14 protein-coding genes are annotated in these 16,483 nt (G+C 59.4%); 7 read left to right on the top strand and 7 right to left on the bottom strand.

The genetic code is table 11. The features are described 5' to 3' along the window. Positions 1-152: 152 nt before the first annotated feature. From HNQ83_RS05520 to HNQ83_RS05540, 5 genes are all read right to left on the bottom strand, one after another. Positions 153-620 carry an SRPBCC family protein gene (locus tag HNQ83_RS05520; RefSeq protein WP_175388016.1) on the bottom strand — a complete coding sequence of 156 codons (468 nt, stop codon included), beginning with the start codon at positions 618-620 and terminating at the stop codon, positions 153-155. A gap of 26 nt (positions 621-646) precedes the next feature. Beyond that, the gene (locus HNQ83_RS05525; protein WP_175388017.1) at positions 647-4,063 is read right to left on the bottom strand and encodes a non-ribosomal peptide synthetase; all 3,417 of its coding nucleotides are present in this window, start codon (positions 4,061-4,063) and stop codon (positions 647-649) included. A gap of 13 nt (positions 4,064-4,076) precedes the next feature. Further along, positions 4,077-5,006 (bottom strand): diiron oxygenase, encoded by a 930-nt coding sequence (locus HNQ83_RS05530; RefSeq protein ID WP_175388018.1) that lies wholly within the window; start codon positions 5,004-5,006, stop codon positions 4,077-4,079. After that, positions 5,003-5,779, bottom strand: coding sequence for a DUF3050 domain-containing protein (locus HNQ83_RS05535; RefSeq protein ID WP_175388019.1), 777 nt, complete (start codon positions 5,777-5,779; stop codon positions 5,003-5,005). Before HNQ83_RS05535 ends, HNQ83_RS05530 begins: the two co-directional genes overlap by 4 nt. Positions 5,780-6,428: 649 nt before the next feature. Next, positions 6,429-7,139, bottom strand: a complete 711-nt coding sequence (locus HNQ83_RS05540) for an FCD domain-containing protein (protein ID WP_175388020.1) — start codon at positions 7,137-7,139, stop codon at positions 6,429-6,431. A gap of 196 nt (positions 7,140-7,335) precedes the next feature. Here HNQ83_RS05540 and lapG point away from each other — a divergent pair, with 196 nt between their 5' ends. Both lapG and lapD read left to right on the top strand, forming a co-directional pair. Next, positions 7,336-8,028: a cysteine protease LapG gene (lapG, locus tag HNQ83_RS05545; RefSeq protein ID WP_175388021.1), complete on the top strand. Its 693-nt coding sequence runs from the start codon at positions 7,336-7,338 to the stop codon at positions 8,026-8,028. A gap of 14 nt (positions 8,029-8,042) precedes the next feature. Further along, positions 8,043-9,989, top strand: a complete 1,947-nt coding sequence (gene lapD / locus HNQ83_RS05550; RefSeq protein WP_175388022.1) for a cyclic di-GMP receptor LapD — start codon at positions 8,043-8,045, stop codon at positions 9,987-9,989. A gap of 152 nt (positions 9,990-10,141) precedes the next feature. On the opposite strand, the gene HNQ83_RS05555 is transcribed toward lapD, so the two are convergent. Further along, positions 10,142-10,507 (bottom strand): tryptophan synthase subunit beta, encoded by a 366-nt coding sequence (locus HNQ83_RS05555; RefSeq protein WP_175388023.1) that lies wholly within the window; start codon positions 10,505-10,507, stop codon positions 10,142-10,144. A gap of 229 nt (positions 10,508-10,736) precedes the next feature. Between HNQ83_RS05555 and HNQ83_RS05560 the strand changes: the two genes are divergently transcribed. The 4 genes from HNQ83_RS05560 to HNQ83_RS05575 are packed head-to-tail and all read left to right on the top strand — an operon-like array spanning position 10,737 to position 14,432. Then, positions 10,737-11,633, top strand: coding sequence for a TauD/TfdA family dioxygenase (locus tag HNQ83_RS05560; protein ID WP_175388024.1), 897 nt, complete (start codon positions 10,737-10,739; stop codon positions 11,631-11,633). Between the two features lie 18 nt (positions 11,634-11,651). Next, on the top strand, positions 11,652-12,677 hold the full coding sequence (locus HNQ83_RS05565) for an ABC transporter substrate-binding protein (protein ID WP_175388025.1): 1,026 nt from the start codon (positions 11,652-11,654) through the stop codon (positions 12,675-12,677). A 5-nt stretch (positions 12,678-12,682) separates the two neighbouring features. Next, complete coding sequence (locus HNQ83_RS05570) at positions 12,683-13,543, top strand: ABC transporter ATP-binding protein (RefSeq protein WP_175388026.1); 861 nt, start codon at positions 12,683-12,685, stop codon at positions 13,541-13,543. A gap of 22 nt (positions 13,544-13,565) precedes the next feature. After that, entirely contained in the window at positions 13,566-14,432 is an 867-nt protein-coding gene (locus tag HNQ83_RS05575) for an ABC transporter permease (RefSeq protein ID WP_175388027.1), read from the top strand. A gap of 34 nt (positions 14,433-14,466) precedes the next feature. Here HNQ83_RS05575 and HNQ83_RS05580 read toward each other — a convergent pair whose 3' ends face one another. Continuing rightward, on the bottom strand, positions 14,467-15,213 hold the full coding sequence (locus HNQ83_RS05580; protein WP_175388028.1) for an RHS repeat-associated core domain-containing protein: 747 nt from the start codon (positions 15,211-15,213) through the stop codon (positions 14,467-14,469). Positions 15,214-15,536: 323 nt separating this feature from the next. Here HNQ83_RS05580 and HNQ83_RS05585 point away from each other — a divergent pair, with 323 nt between their 5' ends. After that, entirely contained in the window at positions 15,537-16,454 is a 918-nt protein-coding gene (locus HNQ83_RS05585) for a LysR family transcriptional regulator (RefSeq protein WP_175388029.1), read from the top strand. Positions 16,455-16,483 lie beyond the last annotated feature (29 nt).

Below are 16,483 nucleotides of genomic sequence, written 5' to 3' on the forward strand. Positions count from 1 at the left end.
ATGGTAGTGTGGGGTTTCCCCATGTGAGAGTAGGTCATCGTCAAGATTAAATTCCAAAACCCCTGTCTGCTTGCGCAGACAGGGGTTTTGTCGTTCTGGGAATGCAAAAATTGCTCGCGAAAGCGGTGCAACAGTCACCGCTTGACGACAGCCTAAGCAAACATCTTCAACACATTACTCATCGCATCATCGGCAAACCCCTGCACGAAATCCTTGAACCCCGGCAGGGCTTCGGCATCGCCCTGCGCCGGTTCGGCGATGATGGTCCAGGTTGCGACGGCTTTGCCGGGACCCACTGGTTTGACCTGCATCGCCGCCCACAAATTGGCCACACCCAAAGTGTTGTAGATTGTGGTCCAGGTCATGCTCAGGGACTGATCGTCGCGAGAGTTGAGTTGTTCGACCACCAGGTTGCCGTCCTTGAAGAATTTCTTGCGCAGGGACGACACACCCTCGCCGGTGATCTCGATGTGTGACAGCGCCGGGATGAATCGGTCGAAGCCGGCAAAGTTGCCGACCACAGCCCAGACCTGCGCGGCATCGGCGGGTACTTCCACTGAGGACACGACGTGGCAGCCTTGTGGATTTTTGATCAGGGTATCGGGTCGCAGAGTGCTCATGGTTTTACTCCGTTGGTTGGGATGAATCAGATGAAATTGATTTCTTTGAGGTAGTCGCAGCCGCGTCGCAGCAACGCCGAGGATTTTTCCGGATAGCGCGCGCCCATCTGCCGCACACCGGCCTGAGCGTTGTCGTGACCAATCATCGAGATGTCGCCGATGTCTTCCTCGAAGCCGTTGAGGTAGAAGCCCAGCACGCCGAACAACGCGTTGTCGCTGTCGACCCGACCCAATTGCTGCTGCCAGTCCGTGACGCTGACCAGGGAAAACTCCCGACCGGCTTCACGAAAGGACGCCACATAACGTTCCCAGCTCAGGGGCTCGGGGTTGTGCAGGTTGAACACCGCTTTTTCCGGCTGATAACGGCTGGCGTGGAAGGCGATGAAGCGGGCAAGGAAATCCACCGGCATCAGGTCGAAATTCAGCGTGAACTCCGGCACCTGACCGAGCTGAATCGAGCCCTTGAGCATCAGCATCAATCGGTTCTTGTGCGGCTGACACACGCCCGTGAGGCTGTTGAAGCTGATGTTGCCGGGGCGATAAAGATTGACCCGTACACCGCGTTCCCGCGCACGCTCGAGGATTCGCTCGGCCACCCACTTGGACAGGTTGTAGCCGTTCTTGATGTAGATCGGTGGGGTCTGCGCGGCGGGCAGTTCGAGCACCCGGCCATCGGCGGAAATCGTGCTGGAAGCCGAGAGTGTCGAGACGAAGTTGAAAATCTTTTTGCTGCGTCCTTCGCACAACCGCAGGCACTCGAAGATGGGTTCGACGTTGTCCCGTGCCAGTGACTCATAATCGAGTACGTGATTGACGTTGGCAGCGTTGTGCACCAGTGCGCCGAACTCTCGGTCAAGGCGCTCGTAGATGGCGTCGTCCAGCCCCAGTTGCGGGCGCGTGATGTCTGCCGCATAAACCCGCACCCGACTCAAGTCCAGATGCTCCAGCCGGTTCTCTCGCAGTGCCTGGGCGAAGCGTTCGGCAGCCGTTTGCCCGATGCCATCACGGACCAGGCAGGCGACTTCGGTGGCACCCCAGGCCAACAGCGCTTCGACGATGTGAACACCGACAAAGCTGTTGGCGCCGGTGACGACCACCTTGTGCACATCGCCCATGCGACTGGTGGGTAGTGGTTGCACCTGAAGTTCGCGGGAGGCATCGGCCATGGCCTGTGCGCTCAGGACTTCTTCGCTGCCGGAGCCGCGTACCAATGTCGCCAGTTTGGCGATGGTGGGCAGTTCGATGAAGCGGTTGATCGAAATGCTCCGGCCGAACACTTCGCGCAAGCGCAGGAGCATGCGTGACAGCAGGATCGAATGACCGCCCAGATTGAAAAAGCTTTCATCGGTGGAAATATCGTGGGCCGGCAGCTCCAGCAGCTCGGCCCAGATCTCCAGCAGCAGCGATTCATCCGTGTTGACAGGCGAACGCAACGCGACGCTTTCGCTGAAGCTGACCGGCAACGCCAACAGTGCCTTGCGATCGACCTTGCCATTGCTGGCGTACGGCAGGCTCGCCAGCTCAGTCCAAGCACCGGGCTGCATGTAATCCGGCAGGTACTGCATGGCGTGGGCCTTCAGCGCTTCACGAGCGGCCCCAGGCTCGTTTTCCTGAGGGTGGGCGAGGAACGCCAGGATCCGCCGCTGGCTGTCGATCACCACTGCCACCTGCCGATACAGCTGGCTGTCGCGCAGGCAGCGCTCGATTTCTTCCGGCTCGACGCGAAAGCCGCGAATCTTCACCTGGTTGTCGCGCCGGCCGCACAACTCGATGCCGTCGCCAGTCCACTTGGCCATATCGCCGGTGCGGTAGACGCGCAGGCTTTGGCCGTCAGGCAGTGTCAGGTTCAAATAGCGTTCGGCGGTTTGTTGTGGGTTGTTCAGGTAACCCAGGCACACACCCGGTCCGGCGATGTACAGCTCGCCAACAGTCCGCTCGACCACCGGTTGAAGATCCTCATCGAGAATCAGCACCTGGCTGTTGGCAATCGGGTTACCCAACGTCCGATTGTGATCGCCGGCCTGCAGTTGCCGCGCGGTAATCAGCACCGTGGCTTCAGTGGGGCCATAGAGGTTGTAGAGCTTGCCCAGACGGCTCAGTTGCTCGATGACCCACGGCTCGCAGACATCGCCGCCGGTCATGATGTAATCGACGTTGCGCAGTTGTTCCAGCGGCAGAATGCTCAGCAGTGCGGGCGGCAAAAAAGCGTGGCTCAGCTGTTGATGACGAATCAGCTCCACCAGTTGCAACGGGTCGCGGCGCTGGTCGTCGCTGGGCACGATCAGTTGGGCACCCTGCAGCAGGGTCGGAAAAATATCGATCAGCGACGAGTCGAAACTCAGCGAAGAAAATTGCAGTGCCCGACTCTGTTCGGTCAGTTGGACATAGTCGGCGTACCACGCCGTGAAGTGGGCGAGGTTGGCCTGACTGAGCAGTACGCCTTTGGGGTGGCCGGTGGTGCCCGAGGTATAGAGCGCCATGCACGGTGCGTCGAGATCGGGTCGCTGGCGCATCAGCGGCAGATCCAGAGACACCTCTTCGACGTCGATAGCTGTGATATCCAGGCCGGGCATTTCAGACGTGAGCGGATGTTGCCCGTCATGCAGCAGCAACACGGCGCCCGCGTTCGACAGGATGTACTGCTGGCGTTGCAGCGGATGGCTCGGCTCCAATGGCAAGTACACCGCGCCGCTGCCCAGAACCGCCAGAATCCCCGCATACAACGCGCTGCATTTGGGCAGGCAGACTCCGACCACTAACGGACCGTCATGCTGATCGAGCAAAGGTTGCAATCGCTGTTGAACGGCGCGGCTCAAGGCATGCAACTGGCGATAGTCGAGGGTCGTGCCTCCAACGTTCAATGCCGGTCGTTCGGCGCACTGAATGAACCGCTGTTCCAGCTGCTCGATCACCGGAACCCTGGCGAGTTTCAGCAGCCGGGGTTCGGCGGTGGCATTGCGCTGATGGACGAAGGCCAGGCCGTCGAGGAACAGCAGGTTTTCAATTTTCCCGAATTGAACGAGGGGCGTCGGTTCGGCGTGCAGAAAATACTCGGCGTCCCGGGAATAACGACTGACCAACAGGGCCACCTGATCCACCAGTTCCGCCACTGCGCGAAGACGCAGTGCCTGACCGTTGCCTGAGCATTCATCGGCAATCGGCACGCGAGTGAGCAGCACCGAATCGTGCAGGCACAGCAAGTCCAACGACGGGAGGCCGGATGTGCCCGGCAGCCCGATGCCCAGTTGCAGAGTTAGCCGGGGCGCACCGCCGAGCCGTTCAATCGGCAGGCTGGCATCCTCAATCACGAGATCCGCGTGAACCGGCGCCCGATCATCGAGCGCCGTCATCCGTGTCAGTGCATGACCTTGTTGTTCGAGTTCCAGCCCCAGGTCAGTCAAGGCCTGGCTTCGTCCAATGAGCAGAATGTCGAGACGTCTCATGATGTGCTCCTCGTCAAATCAGGTAGTCGCTCAGGGCGCTTTGCACGCACGGCGAGTCGAGCAGTGAACTGCTGCGAAAGAACCGCACGATGTTCGCCACCAGCGGATGATGGCGATTGATGGGGAAGGCCAGCCCCGACACCTCTCGCTTGAGGGCAAGGCGTGCGGCATCGCTGATCGGCAAGGCGTCGATCAAGCGGAAGTCGAAGGACTTCTGGATGTCGTTGGTCAGGTAATGGCCGATGAACACCGGCAGGATGTGCGCGATGCGCTGGCGGTCGTCTTCACTCGCGGTGTGCCAATAGATACGCACCATCCGCGACCAGAAGCCGGAGTGGCGGCCTTCGTCGAGCAAGTGGTCGGCCATCAAACCTTTGATCGATTGCTTGACCGTGTCGTCCTTGGCGAACGCCGCGACATCGCCCGTCACGGTGTTTTCGGCGATGGCCACGCAGATCAATTCCACGGCACCGCGCAGGTGTTGCGGTGCCAGTGCAATGGCCGCCGGAATCGCTCGGCTCAGCTCGATTTCGTCGGGCAGATCGATGGGCATGATGCCGGTCATGGCGACGGTCTGCTGCATGAAATCCATGGCCACCAGCGCGTGGTAATCCTCGTCCACGACCACGGTCATGGCGTCGTAGCGACAGGCAAACGGGAACGCCACATCGAAGCGATTCTTGGCGATGCTGCGGGCGGTCTTGTCGACGATTTCGGTTTCGAAAATCACCACGTCGTTGATGAATTTGTACAGCGTTTGCACCAGGGCAAAGTCGCGTTGTTGCGGGCATTCGCGCAGAAAGGTTTCGCTGAGCACCAGCGGCTGGCGGCTCAAGGGATAGATCAATTTGTCATCGTTCTCCAGCACACGCCGCGGGCGGGTGCGGATGGTGGCACGACTCTCCCAGGCGTCGGCGAATGACAGGTAGTCGGCGGCGTTCATGCATTCATCTCCGCCAAGGGTTCGCGCATGCTCAGGCGCAGGCCATCCCACAGGGCGATGCGACTTTCCACGGCGGCGATGGCACTGGCATACACGTCGTCTTCCCGTTGCGGGTTGCCATCGACCAGCCGATCAAGCAGTTTTTCCGCTGCCGGACCGTGGTCTTCGGAATCGACTTCGATGTGCCGTTCGAGGTAGTAGCGAAAGGTCGGGGCCTGTTCGATTCCGATGCCCCAGTCATCGAGAATGCGCTGGAACATCTGTGGGATCACACTTTCACGACCGTGCAGAAACGCCGCCGCGACACTGTGGCCCGGCGCATTCAGCGCGGTGTGCAGCGTATGGCGTACGAATCGCGCTGCCGCCGGGTCGACATCTACGCTTTGCAGCGCCACGTCGTAGCTCACGCCTTCCTGCTGTAGCGCCACGAAGCGTTCGACGGCGGCAGTATTGGCGCCGACTTCACGCATGGCATCCAGGTACAACTCGAAATGGCTGTAGTGACCCTGGGCAGGGCGGTCATCGGACTCTTCACCCAGCACGATCTCATTGATCAGGCGCGCCGCCTGCGGATCCCGCGGTGGCAGCCAGGGCAGTTGCGTGCAGGTCAGTTCCTGCTGCAAGCGCTTGGTCAGTGACATGAAATCCCACACGGCGAATACATGGGTTTCCATGAAACGTTGCAAGATCGGCAGTGAATGGATTTCGGCGAAAATCGGGTGTGCACTTAGTTCCGCTTTCTTTTGTTCGAGACGTTCTTTAGTTGGTTTCATGAACAGGCCCTTGAATGATCAAGTATCAGATGTAATCAATCGCTGGTTGTGCGATCACGCGTTCTTTTGGCGAGCGGGCGCCTCAGACGAATTGATCTGTGTTAGTTGCTTTCAGAACAAGGCTGGTGGACTGGTCGGCCGCTATTCATTGGCGGCGTGGAAAAGCTAGTACACAAATAAAGTGTTGGGCAAGTTATTTTGTTGACATTTAAAAGTTTAACTTTTTCGAATGCGATAAGTTCCAATAAAACTTTTAATTTGAGTTTTATTTGGGTGTAGTTACTCCTTCCGGCTTATATAAGTCAGAATTTTTGTAAAGAGTGAATGCCTCACTCGAAGCAACTTTCTAATTGAGTTCGTTGAGATGGTTTGAGGGGGTGGAAGTGGGCCGGAGTTACGCCCATTCATCCGTTCCCGTGACAAGGCTCCTTCCGTAGGTTCTTGGTGCGGGGACTGCGCCACCAGGGTGGTGCGCTCCCGTTCATTGGTTGTCGGCACCCCAAGAGTGAGCGTAATTCAAGGCAGCCGCCATCACCGGGAACCCGGAATCGGGGAGGTAGGCAGAGGAGGGAATTTTGTAAGCGGATTGTTCTGCTTTAAGCAGCGCATTGAGCCTGTGGCGAGAGCGTTCGCCACAGGCTGGAGAGTTTCACTTCTGGGTGTTTCTGCTTTGGGCTTCAGGGCTGTTGAGGTAGCGGGTAATCACCTCGACTCCCCGATTGAGGTGATGTTCGAGCAGCTTCACCGTGCCTTCGACGTCCCGGTTTTCGGCTGCATGCAACAGCGCCCGGTGATCTTCCTGGGACAGTTTGCCCAGGCCCATGGCTTCCAGGTTGAAGCGCAGGAAGCGTTCTTCCTCGTTCAGCCCGTCTTCGACCAGTTTCAGCAGTCGTTTATTGGGTGCCTTGCAGTACAGCGACATATGGAAGAGGCGATTGAGTCGGCCGATTTCGGTGTAGTCGTGCTCGGTTTCCAGCTCATCGATATAGCGGGCTGACTGCTCCAGGTCCGAGTCCTCCAGCAGCGGGACCGACAGGCGCAACGCTTCGGATTCCAGCAGGATCCGCAGCGCGTAGGTCTCCGTGGCATCGCCCTGGACCAGCGGCGCGACCACAGCGCCTTTATGGGCAACCACATTGAGCAACGACTGGGCTTCGAGCTGACGCAAAGCCTCGCGCACCGGCATGCGGCTGACACCAAACAGATCAGCCAGGTCTTGCTGGCGCAGTGCAATACCGCAAGGCAAGCGGCCATCGAGAATGGCCGAACGCAACGTTTCTTCGATCACCGAGCGCGCCAGATGCGCGGGAATCGGCCCGTCAACCTTGATACTGCTGAGAGGGTTGGGCTTTTGTGTCACTACTAAGCACCCTGATTGACTAAGTTGTTTTTGGATCCAACTGACACTAGTGACTGCCTGAAGGCTTGTCAAACCCGTGGCAGGGCGCCTTTTCCTAAGTTTAGCGCGCCATCGGTGATCTCACCGTGCCATTGTTTTTTAACGAGCTAACCTACACCATCATCCGACTTCACCTGCCCACCCTGGATGCCTCGCATTGGCGGTACGTTTCCCGATTTCCCGGATGTTGCGCTGGCTGTGCGGCGCGTTGCTGCTGGCTGGCGTGATGCTGGGCAGTGTGCTGGCCGATTGGGATTTTTCCCTGATCAGCCGCCGGGCGCAGGCATTGTACGGACCTTTGGGCGAAGGTCAGCAGCGTATTGATGATTGGCAACAGTTGCTCGGCACCCAGAAACAGGTCAGCGAGCTGGAACAGCTCAACCTGGTCAACCGGTTCTTCAACCAGCGGATGCGCTACGTCGAAGACATCGACCTCTGGCACCAGGTCGATTATTGGGAAACCCCGATCGAAGCCTTGTGGAAAGGCGCCGGCGATTGCGAGGACTACGCTATTGCCAAGTACTTCAGCTTGCGACATCTGGGCGTGGCCAGCGACAAGTTGCGCATTACCTACGTCAAGGCGTTGCGCCTGAATCGCGCGCACATGGTGTTGACTTACTACGCCAGCCCGAATGCCATGCCGCTGGTGCTCGACAGCCTGACGGATCTCATCCAGCCGGCCAGCCAACGTACGGATCTGCTGCCGGTCTACGCTTTCAATGCAGAAGGGCTGTGGTTGCCGGGTACCAAGGGTAACCAGAAGGTCGGTGACACCAAGCGCCTGTCCCGGTGGCAGGATCTGCTGAAGAAAATGCAGGCCGAAGGATTCCCGGTCGATACGACTCACTAGGAGCATGCCCACAGATGTCCTTGTTCAAACAGCTGTTGATCGCAATCTGTCTGTTCCTGGTCGTCGCCTTTACCGGCAGCTTCATGGTCAGTCTGGAGAGCTCGCGCACCCAGTATGTCAACCAGTTGCGCTCCCATGCCCAGGATGCCGCGACGGCGCTGGCGCTGTCCCTGACGCCGAATATCGACGACCCGGCGATGACCGAATTGCTGGTCAGTTCGATCTTCGACAGTGGTTACTACGCGAGCATCCGAGTGGTCGATCTGTCCAATGACAAGACGCTGGTCGAGCGCAGTGGCATCCCGGCGGACACCCAGGTGCCGGGCTGGTTCGTCAGGCTAATTGGCCTGGAGCCTGCCGGTGGCGATGCGATCGTCAGTCGCGGGTGGGAGCAGGCAGCGCGGGTCGAGGTGGTCAGCCACCCGATGTTCGCGTTGGCCAAGCTGTGGCAAAGCGCGCTGGGCAGTCTGGTGTGGTTGCTCATCTGCGGCGTGGTCAGCGCGGTGTTGGGGGCCTTGTTGTTGCGTCGGCAATTGAAGCCACTCGATTACATGGTCCAGCAGTCCCACGCCATCGCCCGACGTGAGTTCCTCAGCCTGCCGCAGCTGCCGCGTACGCCGGAACTGCGGCGCGTGGTGCAGGCCATGAACCAGATGGTCGAGAAGCTCAAGGCGCTATTCCAGGAACAGGCCGAGCGCAGTGAAAAGCTGCGGGTCGAGTCTTATCAGGACAACCTCACCGGGTTGGCCAACCGCCGCTATTTCGAGATGCAATTGAACGCGCGGGTGAGCAACCCTGAGCAGGCCAGCTCCGGTTACTTACTGTTATTGCGGGTTCAGGACCTGGCCGGTCTCAACCAGCGATTGGGCGGTCAACGCACGGACGCGTTGTTGCAGGCGGTCGGCGAGCAGCTGTCGCGTGAGTGCGCCCGCTATCCGGCAACGCAAAACCTCGTCACGCGCATTCGTGGCGGCGAGTTCGCTGTGCTGGCGCCGGGACTGATGCGCGAAGAAGCACTGCAATTGGCACAGCACCTCGACACGGCCCTGGCCAGCCTGCATGCGACTGGCGCCACCGACGTGGCTTCGGTCGCCGCGATCGGATTGGCACCCTTTGTTCATGGCGACGCGCCGCAAGCGGTGATCGGGCTGGCGGATCAGGCGTTGGCGCAGGCCGAAAGCCAGGCTGATTCGAATTGGGTCTGCCTGGACCACAGCGCCCTGGCGGGTGTCGGCGATGATCACCATGCCTGGCATAACCTGCTGGATCAGGCGCTGAATCAGCGGCGATTCAAACTGTACTTCCAGCCGGTGGTGGCCAGTCAGGACACGCAATTGGTGCTGCACCATAAAGTATTGTCACGACTGATTGACGATCAGGGCCAGAGCATTCCGGCCGGGCGCTTCCTGCCGTGGTTGCAGCGGTTTGGCTGGACCGCGCGGCTGGATCGCCTGATGTTGGAACTGGTGCTGGAGCAGATGGCCGATCACGAAGCATCGCTGGCGCTGAACCTGTCCTCGGCCACCCTGGAAGATCCGCAGGCGTTGAATGTGCTCTTCGAACTGTTGCGTTCGCATTCCCATCTGGGGCCGCGGCTGACGCTGGAAATTGGTGAAGAACAATTGTCGGAGCAAGTCATGCTCGAAGACCTGACGCGGCATTTGCGCGGACTCGGATTCTCGTTGAGCCTGCAGCATTTTGGCGGGCGCTTCAGCATGATCGGCAACCTGGCGCGGCTCGGCTTGGCTTATTTGAAGATCGACGGCAGCTATATCCGTGCGATCGATCAGGAGAGCGACAAGCGCCTGTTTATTGAAGCCATCCAGCGCGCAGCCCATAGCATCGACTTGCCGTTGATTGCCGAGCAAGTGGAAACCGAGGGCGAGCTGGCGGTGATTCGCGAGATGGGTGTGTATGGGGTGCAGGGGCGGTTGGTGGGTGAGCCCAGGCCTTGGCAGTAGGCCGTGTTGCGTTGTTCTTGATGCCGCCTTCGCGAGCAGGCTCGCTCCCACGATGGATCTATGTTGCACACAAATCCTGCGTCCACACCGATCAACTGTGGGAGCGAGCCTGCTCGCGAAGGCGCCAGTACCGACGCTGAAGATCCATCGGATCAGATATACCCTTCCTCATCATCATCAACCAAATGACTCAACCCACCCAATGCCTCCCGGGCCTGGGTCCGGTCCATCAGTTTGGCCTGCGCAGGCGACGGCAGGTCGGTCACCAGGATCACGCCTTTGCTGATCAGCACCTCGATCAAGTCGTCGAGTACCCGGATCATTTCCAGGTCGCTCTGCTTGAGTTGCTTGAGCTGTTTAATCTGCTTGAGTTGTTTGAGGCTGGTGGCCATGACCTCATTGGCGAACCAGGCTTGCAAGTCCGGGTGATCGGCCGGCAGCGTTTCCGTGGACTCGGCGTAGGCTTCGGCTTCGACGCGCATCAGTTGCCCTTCTGTATTGCGTTGCACGTAGAACATGGAGCATCCCTCGGAATTGAATCGCGTCATGCTGTCAGCAGCATAGGCGAAATACGCCATATGGTTATTCGCTAACGGTATTTAAATTCCTGTTCTTATATCTATAAAGTCACACCCCTGCGTACCTGCCGACCAATCGGCGCGCCGCACGACACGAACCAACACGGGACCTCCGTGAGTTTCTGATCGACGCGCGCGCCCTTGAGCGTGCCGTGCGTGGGAGTGATTTATGTCTTCAGCTAGTGCTACCCCAAGCGCCGTGACCATCGCGCCGCAAGCATTCGAAATCCGCCCGTTCAGCGGTGCGGTGGGCGCCGAAATCATCGGCCTCGATTTGTCCCGCCCGATCAATGACCGGGACTTCGCCCGCATTCACCGCGCGCACCTGGATCATCACGTGGTGGTGTTCCGCGACCAACGCATTACCCCCCAACAGCAAATCGATTTCAGCCGTCGTTTTGGTGTGTTGCAGATCCATGTGCTCAAGCAGTTCCTGCTGGCGGGGCACCCGGAAATCCTCATCGTTTCCAACATCGTTGAGAACGGCCAGAACATCGGCCTGGGCGATGCCGGCAAGTTCTGGCACTCCGATCTCTCCTACAAGGAACTGCCGAGCCTGGGCTCGATGCTGCATGCCCAGGAGCTGCCATCCGAAGGTGGCGACACCCTGTTCGCCGACATGCACAAAGCCTGGGACAGCCTGCCCGAAGCGTTGCGCAAGGCGGTCGAAGGTCGTTCGGCGGCGCACTCCTACACGGCGCGTTACAGCGAGACAAAATTCGAAGGCAACTGGCGTCCGACCCTGACACCGGAGCAACTCGCTCAAGTCGCCGAAGTCATTCATCCGGTGGTGCGAACTCACCCGGAAAACGGCCGCAAGGCGTTGTTCGTCAGCGAGGGTTTCACAACCCGCATCGTTGGCTTGCCGGAGGACGAGAGCCAGCAACTGCTGGCCGAACTCTACGCCCACAGCGTGTTGCCGGAAAACATCTACCGCCATCAGTGGCAGCCCCATGACCTGGTGTTCTGGGACAACCGTTCGCTGATCCACCTTGCCGCCGGTTGCCCAAGCTACCTGCGCCGCAAGTTGTATCGCACCACCATCCAGGGCGACGCGCCTTTCTGATTTGTCGGAGATCTGATCATGTCCAAACGTCTTCCCTTTGCACCGCTGGCCGCGGCCATTGGCCTGGGTTTCAGCCTGATCGCCGGCAGCCTGGTGGCGCCGACCGTGGCCCACGCCGAAGGTGAAATCCGCATCGCCGAACAGTTCGGCATCGTCTATCTGCTGCTCAACGTTGTGCGCGATCAAAACCTGATCGAGAAGTACGGCAAGCAGGAAGGCATCGACATCAAGGTCGACTGGACCCAGCTCTCCGGTGGCGCAGCGGTCAACGATGCGTTGCTCTCCGGTTCCATCGATATTGCCGGCGCCGGCGTCGGCCCGCTGCTGACAATCTGGGACCGCACCCACGGCAAGCAGAACGTCAAGGCCGTGGCCTCCCTGGGTAACTTCCCGTACTACCTGGTGAGCAATAATCCGAAGGTCAAAACCATCGCCGATTTCACCGAGAAGGACCGCATCGCGGTGCCGGCGGTGGGCGTTTCCGTGCAGTCGCGCTTCCTGCAATACGCGGCGGCCAAGCAGTGGGGCGACAAGGAGTTCAATCGCCTCGACAAGTACACCATCGCCGTTCCGCACCCTGATGCCACGGCAGCGCTGGTCGCTGGCGGAACCGAGCTGACCGGGCACTTCTCCAACCCGCCGTTCCAGGATCAGGCACTGGAAAACAAGAACGTGCACGTGGTGCTGAACACCTATGACCTGCTCGGCCCGAACTCGCCAACCGTGTTGTTCGCCACCGAGAAATTCCGCAACGAAAACCCGAAAACCTACAAAGCCTTCATCGACGCCCTGACCGAAGCTGCCACCTTTGCCCAGAACGATAAAGGCGCCGCAGCGGACACTTACATCCGCGTCACCAAGGCGAAAATCGACCGCGCCGCGTTGCTGAAAATCATCGACAACCCGCAGTTCGAATTCAGCGTCACGCCGAAAAATACCTACCCGCTGGCCGAATTTCTCTACCGTGTCGGCGCAATCAAAAACAAACCGGATTCGTGGAAGGATTACTTCTTCCAGGACGCCAAACCGCTGCAAGGGAGCTGACTCACATGAACGCCCCTTTGCAAGGCCACACGGTCAGCAAACCGGCCACGGCAGCCCAAGCGCTGCTGTCGGTCGATAACGTCAGCCTGGAGTACCGCACGCCGCAACGGGTGGTGCGGGCGACCCATCAAGTGAGTTTCGAGATCGACCCGGCGGACCGTTTTGTCCTGCTCGGTCCCTCCGGTTGCGGCAAGTCGACCCTGCTCAAGGCTGCCGCAGGATTCATTCAGCCCGTCGAGGGCGAGATCCGTCTGCAAGGTCAGCGCGTGGATGCGCCGGGGCCGGACCGGATCGTGGTGTTCCAGGAGTTCGATCAACTGCCGCCATGGAAGACCGTCAAACAGAACGTGATGTTCCCGTTGCTGGCCTCGAAGACCCTCAAGCGTAAAGAGGCCGAAGAGCGGGCGCTGCACTACCTGGAAAAAGTCGGGCTGGCGGCGTTTGCCGATGCCTATCCGCATACCTTGTCCGGCGGTATGAAGGCGCGTGTTGCCATTGCGCGGGCGTTGGCGATGCAGCCAAAGATCCTGCTCATGGACGAGCCCTTCGCCGCCCTTGATGCGCTGACCCGGCGCAAGATGCAGGAGGAATTGCTGCTGCTCTGGGAAGAGGTGCGCTTCACGCTGCTGTTCGTCACGCACTCAATCGAAGAGGCGCTGGTGGTGGGCAATCGCATCCTGTTGCTGTCGCCGCATCCGGGGCGGGTGCGGGCGGAAGTCCACAGCCATCAATACGATTTGCACAGCCTCGGCGGCGTGGCGTTTCAGGCGTCGGCGCGACGCATTCACCGGTTGCTGTTCGATGAAGGCCAGTCGCCGGAAACCGAGCGCGAACTGGATTTCACCGACATCCGCATCGCTTATTGAGCCAGTTTTCGAGGAGGGCCCGATGAGCCATCTATCATCCCCGCGTGAAGAATTCGAAACCGTTTTGCAGCCACTGACCAGCGTACCGCTGGAGCGTGAATTGCCCCTCGGCCAGCGCCTGTGGCAACAGGGTTGGATTCGCAAAAGCCTGATCCTGATATTGCTCGCAGTGCTGTGGGAAGTGATTGCCCGCATTCAAAACAACGACCTGTTGCTGCCGAGCTTCCTGCAAACCGCCCATGCGCTGTACGACGGTCTGCTCAGCGGCGAATTGCTGGGCAAGGTGTGGATTTCCCTGGTGGTGCTGCTCAAGGGTTACCTGATCGGCATTGTCCTGGCATTCGGCCTGACCACATTGGCGGTGTCGACTCAATTCGGCCGCGACCTGCTCAGCACCCTGACCTCGATGTTCAACCCGTTGCCGGCCATCGCACTGCTGCCGCTGGCGCTGCTGTGGTTCGGTCTGGGGCAGAACAGCCTGATTTTCGTGCTGGTGCATTCGGTGCTCTGGGCGCTGGCGCTGAACACCTACGCCGGTTTCCTCGGCGTCTCCGAAACCCTGCGCATGGCCGGGCGCAACTATGGCCTCAAGGGCATGCGCTTCGTGCTGTTCATCCTCATCCCTGCGGCATTGCCGTCGATTCTGGCGGGGCTGAAAATTGGTTGGGCGTTTGCCTGGCGCACGTTGATTGCCGCTGAATTGGTGTTTGGTGCGACCAGTGGCAAGGGTGGGTTGGGGTGGTACATCTTTCAGAATCGCAATGAGCTGTATACCGACAAGGTATTTGCCGGGTTGGCGGTGGTGATTCTGATCGGGTTGCTGGTGGAGAATCTGGTGTTTGATTCGTTGGAACGGGTGACGGTGAAGCGGTGGGGGATGCAGCGGTGAGGCTGGCCTCACCGCGCTGTTTTTTGGACGGTAATTAACTTCCCTTTCGAAGCTCTGTGACACGCTTTGTTGGACCCGTCGTGCCAGTAATCCGGGGACCATTTCCAGTTTTGGAAACAAACGGAGTCCGCTGATACCTGACTGAATTGGGTCCTTGGTATGGATTTCGCTGGGTAACGACGTAATGTTTGGGTGGTGTTTGTACAAATCGAGGAGGTGGAGGTCCAGGAAAAGGTTCAGCGCCGAGAAGGGCATTGCTCAGTGCTTTTTTTGAGCTACCTAAAACTTCAGCGACCTGAGAGGCACTGCGGCTGATCGTGCTTGCAGTGTTGCTGACAGCGCTGGTAGCAAAAGTGGTTGTCTTACTGACGACTGTTCGGAGCCCGCCTGCGAGTTTGCCGAGCCCCCACGAAAAAAATCCAAAAACGTGCCCCGATGGGTCCGAATTCATCACCGGCTCCCCGCAGCAATACATATACGTATTCCTCCCACCCTTACCGAACGGACTCAAACTGTCCGGACTGTGAAAGCGCATCAACCAAGGGTTGTAAGCACGGTAGCCGTTGCCCAGTAAATACCAATCGAGTCCCGCCTCTCGCAGTTCACCGTTAAACCCTACCCTCGTCATGACCTCAAGCTGCGCCGATTGCTGTCCGTAGGGCAAGTACGCCATGCGATTGATCTTGCCCGCTTCGATTTCGGCGTGTACCGACTTTTTGAGATCTGTCGCCAGCAGCACCGTGTGCTGCCCGGTCGGGTTCTGTTTCCAGGGTTGAGTCATGCCGAAAACCTCTGCGGGAGGATCGAGGTGATGTCTGGCTAAGTTTTACGCTTCACGGCAAAGGTTGAGAACTAGCAGAACTGATAGTGCTTTGGGGGCGAGTGGTGGTGGGTTTGTGCGAATGGCGATGGTGACTGTGCGGACGCCTTCGCGGGCAAGCCCGCTCCCACAGGTTTCTTTGCTGAACACAAAACTTGCATCCACTGATGAACACTGTGGGAGCGGGCTTACCCGCGAAGGGGCCGGAACAGCCAACACATCATTCAAAGTATGTTTGCTAGCATTGCGTCTGAATCAATCCAGATCCTGAACGAGTGCTCGCGATGCAACTCCCCGACATGAACCTGCTCATCGCCCTCGACGCCCTGCTCGACGAGGGCAGTGTGGTGGGTGCTGCGCGGCGGATGAACCTCAGCCCGGCGGCCATGAGCCGCACGCTGACGCGCATACGCGAGGCCATTGGCGATCCGATCCTGGTGCGCGCCGGCCGGGGGCTGGTGCCGACACCCAAGGCGCTGGAACTGCGCGAACAGGTGCGGGATCTGGTGGAGCAAGCCGCGCAGCTGTTCCACTCGGCGCGTGTCGTGGATCTGGCCAGTCTTCGCCGACGCTTCAGCATTCGCGCCAATGATTTCTTCATCGGCATCTACGGCGGCAAGCTGTTCGACACCATGGAGCGCCAGGCGCCCCATTGCGAGTTGCGGTTTGTCCCGGAGGGCGATGGCGATGACGAGGCCTTGCGCGAGGGGCGGATCGACCTGAGTGTCAGCAACAACCGGCCACTGATGCCGGAAGTGAAAGTGCAGAACCTGTTCTCCACCCAGTTCGTCGGCCTGGTGCGCGAAGATCATCCGTTGCTCGATGAAGAGATCACCGCCGAACGTTTCGCCAGTTTTTCCCACATCAGCATGTCCCGGCGCGGGATCGCGCGTGGCCCGATCGACACGGCGCTCAACGCGCTGGGACTGGAGCGGCGGGTGGCGGTGATTGCACCGAGTTTCCATGCGGCGATGTTCGCCTTGCCCGATTCCGACCTGATTCTGCCGGTACCCAGGGAAACGCTGTTGAGCGTGCGTCGCCTGGGTTTGAAGCTGCGCTCGTTCACCCTGCCGGTGCCCTTGCCGACCATCATGCTGACCCAGGCCTGGCATCCACGATTCGACAATGACCCGGCCCATCGCTGGCTGCGTGAGACGCTGAAAAGCTGTTGCGACGAGACGTGGTTGGCAGCCCAGCCCTGATCACTTGAGAAGCAGTTTGTGGCGAGGGA

The organism is Pseudomonas sp. C2B4 (assembly GCF_013359695.1).
Lineage (GTDB): Bacteria > Pseudomonadota > Gammaproteobacteria > Pseudomonadales > Pseudomonadaceae > Aquipseudomonas.